Raw genomic sequence first — 418 nt, forward strand, 5'->3', positions numbered from 1 at the left:
CACGATTACGAGCAAACGCGAGAGCGACGCGGCATGTCCGCTCTACGATGGCCAGCGTCGCTGCACGCAGCCTGGCGTCGATGCAATGGCGCGCGCGCAGACGTTCGCGTGGGTGACCGATGTGACGTTGGCGACGGGCATCGCGGCAGCGGGGCTCGGGGCTTGGTGGTTCTTCACGGGCCCGGTTTACGAGCGCGCACGCGTGAGTGTGAACGTGCGCGTCGAGCCGACGTTGGGCGGCGCAGCGCTCATCTTGCGGGGCGCGTTCTGATGCGCGCACGGCCCTCTAGGAAGACGTCGGCTGGGCGGCGCTGGCCGGACATAACAGTCGTGATGTTGGCGCTAATCTCGGCGAACTGTCAGGCCGTCGCGGGGCTCGAATCGCGCGGCTACGACCCGCTCCCTTCGGGATGCGCAC

Annotated in this window: 1 protein-coding gene; it reads left to right on the forward strand. The window is 68.2% G+C overall.

Annotated elements, in window-relative coordinates; genetic code table 11:
• Window positions 1-271, forward strand: a 271-nt coding sequence (locus D7Y13_RS46535) for a hypothetical protein (protein WP_158626249.1), incomplete at its 5' end; no start/stop codon positions are given.
• Window positions 272-418: the final 147 nt, after the last annotated feature.

The sequence above is a fragment of the Corallococcus praedator genome, assembly GCF_003612125.1.
GTDB lineage: Bacteria > Myxococcota > Myxococcia > Myxococcales > Myxococcaceae > Corallococcus > Corallococcus praedator.